The sequence below is a fragment of the Streptomyces sp. NPDC102258 genome (genome assembly GCF_055584685.1).
Genome location: NZ_JBVJLO010000004.1, coordinates 461362 through 467361, shown reverse-complemented (window position 1 = coordinate 467361; position 6000 = coordinate 461362). Strand labels below are relative to the sequence as shown.

5 protein-coding genes and 1 pseudogene are annotated in these 6000 nt (G+C 73.3%); 4 read left to right on the top strand and 2 right to left on the bottom strand.

Features of this window, described 5'->3' with window-relative positions:
- Positions 1-80 precede the first annotated feature (80 nt).
- Positions 81-644, bottom strand: a pseudogene (locus ACZ6ZT_RS10045) (isocitrate lyase/phosphoenolpyruvate mutase family protein); the annotation flags it as partial.
- Positions 645-889: 245 nt separating this feature from the next.
- Positions 890-1999: a pyridoxal-phosphate dependent enzyme gene (locus ACZ6ZT_RS10040; protein ID WP_469717274.1), complete on the bottom strand. Its 1110-nt coding sequence runs from the start codon at positions 1997-1999 to the stop codon at positions 890-892.
- A 231-nt stretch (positions 2000-2230) separates the two neighbouring features.
- On the opposite strand from ACZ6ZT_RS10040, the gene ACZ6ZT_RS10035 reads away from it, so the two are divergent.
- From ACZ6ZT_RS10035 to ACZ6ZT_RS10020, 4 genes are all read left to right on the top strand, one after another.
- Positions 2231-3805 (top strand): S8 family peptidase, encoded by a 1575-nt coding sequence (locus ACZ6ZT_RS10035; RefSeq protein WP_469717273.1) that lies wholly within the window; start codon positions 2231-2233, stop codon positions 3803-3805.
- A gap of 249 nt (positions 3806-4054) precedes the next feature.
- On the top strand, positions 4055-4807 hold the full coding sequence (locus ACZ6ZT_RS10030) for a GntR family transcriptional regulator (protein ID WP_469717271.1): 753 nt from the start codon (positions 4055-4057) through the stop codon (positions 4805-4807).
- Positions 4808-5258: 451 nt separating this feature from the next.
- A complete protein-coding gene (locus ACZ6ZT_RS10025; protein ID WP_469717269.1) occupies positions 5259-5453 on the top strand; it encodes an SPOR domain-containing protein in 195 nt (64 codons plus the stop codon).
- A gap of 27 nt (positions 5454-5480) precedes the next feature.
- Positions 5481-5891 (top strand): (deoxy)nucleoside triphosphate pyrophosphohydrolase, encoded by a 411-nt coding sequence (locus ACZ6ZT_RS10020; protein ID WP_469717267.1) that lies wholly within the window; start codon positions 5481-5483, stop codon positions 5889-5891.
- Positions 5892-6000 lie beyond the last annotated feature (109 nt).

Below are 6000 nucleotides of genomic sequence, written 5' to 3'. Positions count from 1 at the left end.
GCGTGTCACAACCCCAGTCCTACCGGATTCCACCCCGCGAAGAGAGCGGAACCCAGCAGTTGATCACGACATCACACAGGCCCTAGGGCGCCGAGCTCGGCGACGGCCGGGGCGCCGGGGCCGGCGAGGACGTTGAGCGGGGCGTCGATGCCCTGGGCCAGCTCGGCGAGGACGGCGGGGTCGGTGACGCCGGGGACGAAGATGCCGGAGGCGCCCGCGGCGAGGTAGGCGGCGGCGCGGGCGGCGGCGAGGCGCTCCGCGTACTCGGCGGGGGAACGGTCGCCGTCCTCGATGTTCACGCCGACCGCGCCGGCGGCGAGCACCCCGGTGACGGTCTCCCCGACGGCGGCGGCGTCCGCGCCGAAGCCGCCCTCGATGTCGGCGGTGACCGGGACGGAGACGGCGCCGGCCACGCGGGTGATCAGGTCCAGTGCCCGGTCGCGGGCGAGGGCGTCGCCGTCCGGGGACCCGAGGGACCAGGCGACGCCGGCGCTGGTGGTGGCGACGGCGGGGGCGCCGGCGGCCTCGACGACGCGGGCACTGGCGACGTCCCAGGCGTTGGCGAGCGCGAGGGGCGCGGCGGGGGTGTGCAGGCGGGCGAAGGCGGTGGCCCGGGCGTGGAGGTCAACTGGCGTCGTCGTCATGCGCTCAGTCCAGCAGACGGCACGACCCGGGGTCTGGCGGATTTCCGACATGAACCCCGGCCGACGGGGCCGCCGGACCAGGCGGTCCCGCGGGGCATGAGGCGGGCCTGCCCGGCCTGCCAAGGACCAGCTGGACCAGCGGACCAGCTGGACCTGCCGTACCAGGCGGCCCTGTCCGCCCTGCCGGACGGGACCGTCGCCGGCGTGGCCGGGTGTCGGCCAGCCGCCGGGGGTGCCCCCGTGGTTCAGGCCAGGCCCGTTTTCGCGCCCGCGCCGCACAGGGGGAGGACCGCCGTGCGGCCCTGGAGGGGGTCGTCCGGGGCGCCGGGGCCGACCGCCGCCCAGCAGGCGGCCGCCGTCGGCTCCACGAAGAGGCCGCGCCGGGCCAGGTCCCGCTGGGCGGCGCGCAGCCGGTCGTCCGGGACCGTCAGGAAGGTGCCGCCGGACTTCCGTACGGCCGCCAGGATCTGCCGGGCCCGCGGCGGCGCCGGGATCGCGATGCCCTCCGCCAGGGTGGGCAGCTGCTCCACCGGGTCGGCGTCCTCCGCCCCCGCCGCGAACGCGTCCGCCAGCGGCGCCACCGCCCGGGACTGCACCGCGATCAGCGCCGGCGCCCGCACCCCGCGCCGGGCCAGCTCCTCCACCGCCAGGGCCGCACCGAGCAGCAGGGTGCCGTTGCCGACCGGCACGACGAGGGCCTCGGGGAGCCGGCCGCCGAGGGCCTCCCAGATCTCGTACACGTACGTCTTCGTGCCGTGCAGGAAGTACGGGTTGAAGACGTGGCTCGCGTAGAAGACGCCGGGTGCGTCCGCCGCCGCCCGGGCGGCCGCCGCGGCGGCCTCGCGGCCGCCCGGGACGATCCGTACGGTCGCTCCGTGCGCCCGCATCTGCTCGGTCTTCTTCTCCGACGTCCCGCCGGGCACGAAAACTTCACACGTCAGCCCGGCCCGCGCGCAGTACGCCGCCACCGCGGTCCCCGCGTTGCCGCTGCTGTCCGCGACGACCCGCTCCGGGGCGAGCCGCCGGGCCAGCTCCGCGAGCATCACCGCGCCCCGGTCCTTGAAGGACAGCGTGGGCATCAGGTAGTCGAGCTTGGCGTGAATCCGCTCCGTGAGCGGCACCAGCGGAGTGTGCCCCTCCGAGAGCGAGACCGAGAACGCCCCCGGCAGCGGCAGGGCGCGTGCGTACCGCCACAGGGAGTGCGGGCCGGCCGCCGGCTCCAGCGGGGTGGCCGGATCCGGGGTGAAGTCGAGGTCCCAGGGGCCGCCGCAGAGGGGGCAGCACCAGGGGGCGGTCCGCACGTCGGCGCGCGTACCGTCCTCCGGGCAGAGGTAGCCGGGCAGTGCGTGCGTCATGTGCTGACCACCTTTGCTCGTTCATGGCCGTTGTATGGCACGGATGTTACGCGTCCGTACCCCTCTTGTGGGATGCCGCACAGGTGCGTCAACCTTTCGGAGGCGACGGGCCGTTGGGCTCCGATTGTCATGAGCATGCAATTCAGGGTGCCCGGACACGGCCCCGCGGATCCCGCACGACCCCCCGCACCCACCCCCCGCAGCGCACCACCTATGAGGAGGAACCCTCACATGTCCGTGATGCGTCACACCCGCCGGAAGATCGCCGGCATCGGCGCGACCGCCGTCGTGGCCCTCGCGCTCGGCGCGGCCGCCGCCTTACCCGCCTCGGCGGCCGACCACGGCGCGCAGGGAGTCATCGAGAACGCGGGCGCCGCCGGAACCGTCGCCGACAGCTACATCGTGACCCTCGACGACTCCGCCGCCCGTTCCACCGCGGACAGCGGCAAGGCCGTCGCCCGCCGCCACGGCGCCACGATCGACCGGACCTACAGCGCGGCCCTCAACGGCTACTCCGTACGGGCCTCCGAGGCGCAGGCCAGGAAGCTCGCCGGGGACCCGGCCGTCAAGTCCGTCGTCCAGAACCGGGTCTTCACCGTCGACGCCACCCAGCCGAACCCGCCGTCCTGGGGCCTGGACCGCATCGACCAGCGCGCGCTCCCCCTCGACCAGGGCTACACCTACCCGGACAAGGCCGGCGAGGGCGTGACGGCGTACATCATCGACACCGGCGTCCGGATCACCCACCAGGACCTCGGCGGGCGCGCCTCCTACGGCTACGACGCCATCGACAACGACAACACCGCGCAGGACGGCCACGGCCACGGCACGCACGTCGCCGGCACGGTCGCGGGCACCACGTACGGCGTGGCCAAGAAGGCGAAGATCGTCGGCGTCCGCGTCCTCGACAACAACGGCTCCGGCACCACCGCCCAGGTCGTCGCCGGCATCGACTGGGTGACCCGCAACGCGGTCAAGCCCGCCGTGGCCAACATGTCGCTCGGCGGCGGAGCCGACTCCGCGCTCGACACGGCCGTACGGAACTCGATCGCCTCCGGCATCACCTACGGCGTCGCGGCGGGCAACGAGTCCACCGACGCCTCGTCCAAGTCCCCGGCGCGGGTGGCCGAGGCCATCACGGTCGGCGCCACCACCAACACGGACGCGAAGGCCAGCTACTCCAACTACGGCTCCGTCCTGGACGTCTTCGCCCCCGGCTCCAGCATCACCTCCTCGTGGGGCACCGGCGACACCGCGACGAACACCATCTCCGGCACCTCGATGGCCACCCCGCACGTCGTCGGCGCGGCCGCCCTGTACCTCTCGCAGAACCCGGCGAGCACCCCGGCGCAGGTCCGCGACGGCCTGGTCGCGGCGGCCACCCCGAACGTGGTCACCGGCCCCGGTACGGGCTCGCCCAACCGCCTGCTGAACGTGGGCGCGGGCACCACCCCGCCGAACCCGGGCACCCGCTTCGAGAACACCGCCGACTATGCGATCAACGACAACGCCACCGTCGAGTCGCCGATCACCGTCAGCGGGATCTCCGGCAACGCCCCGGCGACGCTGAGCGTGCCGGTCGACATCAAGCACACCTACGTCGGTGACCTGAAGGTCGACCTCGTCGCCCCCGACGGCACCGTCTACAACCTGCGCAACCGCACCGGCGGCAGCGCCGACGACATCGTCCAGAGCTTCACGGTGAACGCCTCCGCCGAGGTGGCCAACGGCGTCTGGAAGCTGCGCGTGGCCGACCTCGCCAGTGCGGACACCGGCAAGATCGACGCGTGGGCGCTGCAGTTCTGAGCTGAGCTGAACTGATCTGAGCTGATCTGGGCGGACCGGAGGACTCCGCCCGCACCGGCGGGGGCGATCGCATCGGCGGTCGCCTCCGCCCGTATGACGGGGAGGCGGCGGGAGGTCCCGTCGGTAACGGGCGGTAACGGGTTTGAGGACCAGGCTTCATCACTTCGAGTGAAACTCTGGCCCGTGCTTGCGCACTTCAACCGTGGGTTGCCAGGGTGTAGCTGTCTGTCAACCTGATGGGAGTGGCCCGTGACTTTCGGTGAGCAGCCGGCCTATCTGCGCGTCGCCGGGGATCTGCGACGGAAGATCGTCGATGGGTCCCTGCCCCCGCACGCCCGGCTTCCCTCCCAGGCCCGGATCCGCGAGGAGTACGGGGTCTCGGACACCGTGGCGCTGGAGGCCCGCAAGGTCCTCATGGCCGAGGGCCTGGTCGAGGGCCGCTCCGGATCCGGTACGTACGTACGCGAACAGCCGGTGCCCCGGCGGGTCGCGCGCTCCGGCTACCGCTCGGGCGGGGCGTCGACGCCGTTCCGCCAGGAGCAGGCGGAGTCCGGCGCGCGGGGGACGTGGGAGTCCGCCAGCGAGCAGACGGGGGCCCCGGCGGAGATCGCGCAGCGGCTGGGCATCGAGCCGGGGGACCGGGTCATGCGCACCCGGTACGTCTTCCGGGACGCGGGCGAGGCGATGATGCTGTCCACCTCCTGGGAGCCGCTCGCCGTGACCGGCCGGACCCCGGTGATGCTGCCGGAGGAGGGGCCGTTGGGCGGCTCCGGCGTGGTGGAGCGGATGGCGGCGATCGACGTGGTCGTGGACAACGTGGTCGAGGAGGTCGGTGCGCGGCCGGGGCTGGCGGAGGAGATCATGACGCTCGGCGGCGTCCCGGGGCACGTGGTCCTGGTGGTGAGCCGTACGTACTTCGCCTCGGGCCGGGCCGTCGAAACGGCCGACGTGGTCGTCCCGGCCGACCGCTACCGCCTCACGTACCACCTCCCGGTCCGGTGACCCCGGTCCGGTGACCCCAGTCAGTCGGGGCGCCGTCGCCGTGCGGTGAAGCGGCGTGTCGGCCATCAGGGCCGGAACGAGGAGTGCCCTGAGCCGAGTTGGTGCGGTGCCGGTGCGGTGGGGGCGCCGGCGACCCGATGGGTTTCGGCGCAATGGTGACCGCGCGCGGCGTCCCGTTCCTCGGCTTCTTCGGGCTCGCCGGCTTCGGCGGCGGCTCCCGCCGCCCTTTCTCGGAGCGCCCCTGCGAGGCACCCCGCGCAGGTCCGGCCGCCCTTCGCGCGCCCCCTCCGCACCGGCGTGCGCGGCCTTTTCGTACGCCTGGCCGGATGCGTACGCCCCCCAGGTACCTCTTCGTGAAAAACCGTATCCGCTCAGTAAAGGTCGGGCGTAAGCTCCGGCATATGCGCAATGGGGTTTCCCGGGCAGGTACACCGGCGGAGGGTGGAGCGCGATGAACGACAGCGGTGCCCTGCTCCCATGGCTGGTCATACGTCAGGACGACAACGGCAACCGCTACCGGGTGGGCCGGTACCCCACCCGGGCCGAGGCCCAGAAGGTGGCCGACAGCCTCGAAGACCGCGGGCACAAGCAGCTGTACTGGGTCGAGCGGATCGAACAGGGCAGCCAGACCGCCACGACGAACTGACGTCGGGCCCTGGCATAGGCTCCGCCCATGACCGTACGAGTGGTGGTGGGCGGAGCCCTTTGTCATGACGGGCGGCTGCTGGCCGCCCGGCGCAGTGCGCCCCCCGAGGTGGCCGGCCGGTGGGAACTCCCGGGCGGCAAGGCCGAACCGGGCGAGACCGTACCCGAGGCGCTCGTGCGCGAACTGCGCGAGGAGCTCGGCATCGAGGCGGAGGCGGTCGAGCGGATCCCCGGGGAGTGGCCGGTGCGGCCGGGTCTCGTCCTGCACGTGTGGACCGCGCGGCTGATCTCGGGAGAGCCCGCGCCGCTGGAGGACCACGACGAGCTGCGCTGGCTCGGGCCGCACGAGCTGGACTCGGTGGACTGGCTCGACCAGGACCGCCCGGCCGTGGCGGAAGCGGGCCGCCGGCTGCGGGACGGGGCACACCGGGGCGCATGAAGCGCACGCTGTAGGCCGTCTGCGCCACAGTGCGCCGGTCCGTGGGGGATCGGTCGGAATCGGGTGGTACGACGCCTCATATAAGGGGTATGTCGCTATTAGTCCCTAT

Coding starts and splice junctions, on each gene's coding strand:
- ACZ6ZT_RS10040 (WP_469717274.1), bottom strand. CDS start 1,999: ATGACGCACGCACTGCCCGGCTACCTCTGCCCGGAGGACGGTACGCGC.
- ACZ6ZT_RS10020 (WP_469717267.1), top strand. CDS start 5,481: ATGACCGTACGAGTGGTGGTGGGCGGAGCCCTTTGTCATGACGGGCGG.
- ACZ6ZT_RS10025 (WP_469717269.1), top strand. CDS start 5,259: ATGAACGACAGCGGTGCCCTGCTCCCATGGCTGGTCATACGTCAGGAC.
- ACZ6ZT_RS10035 (WP_469717273.1), top strand. CDS start 2,231: ATGTCCGTGATGCGTCACACCCGCCGGAAGATCGCCGGCATCGGCGCG.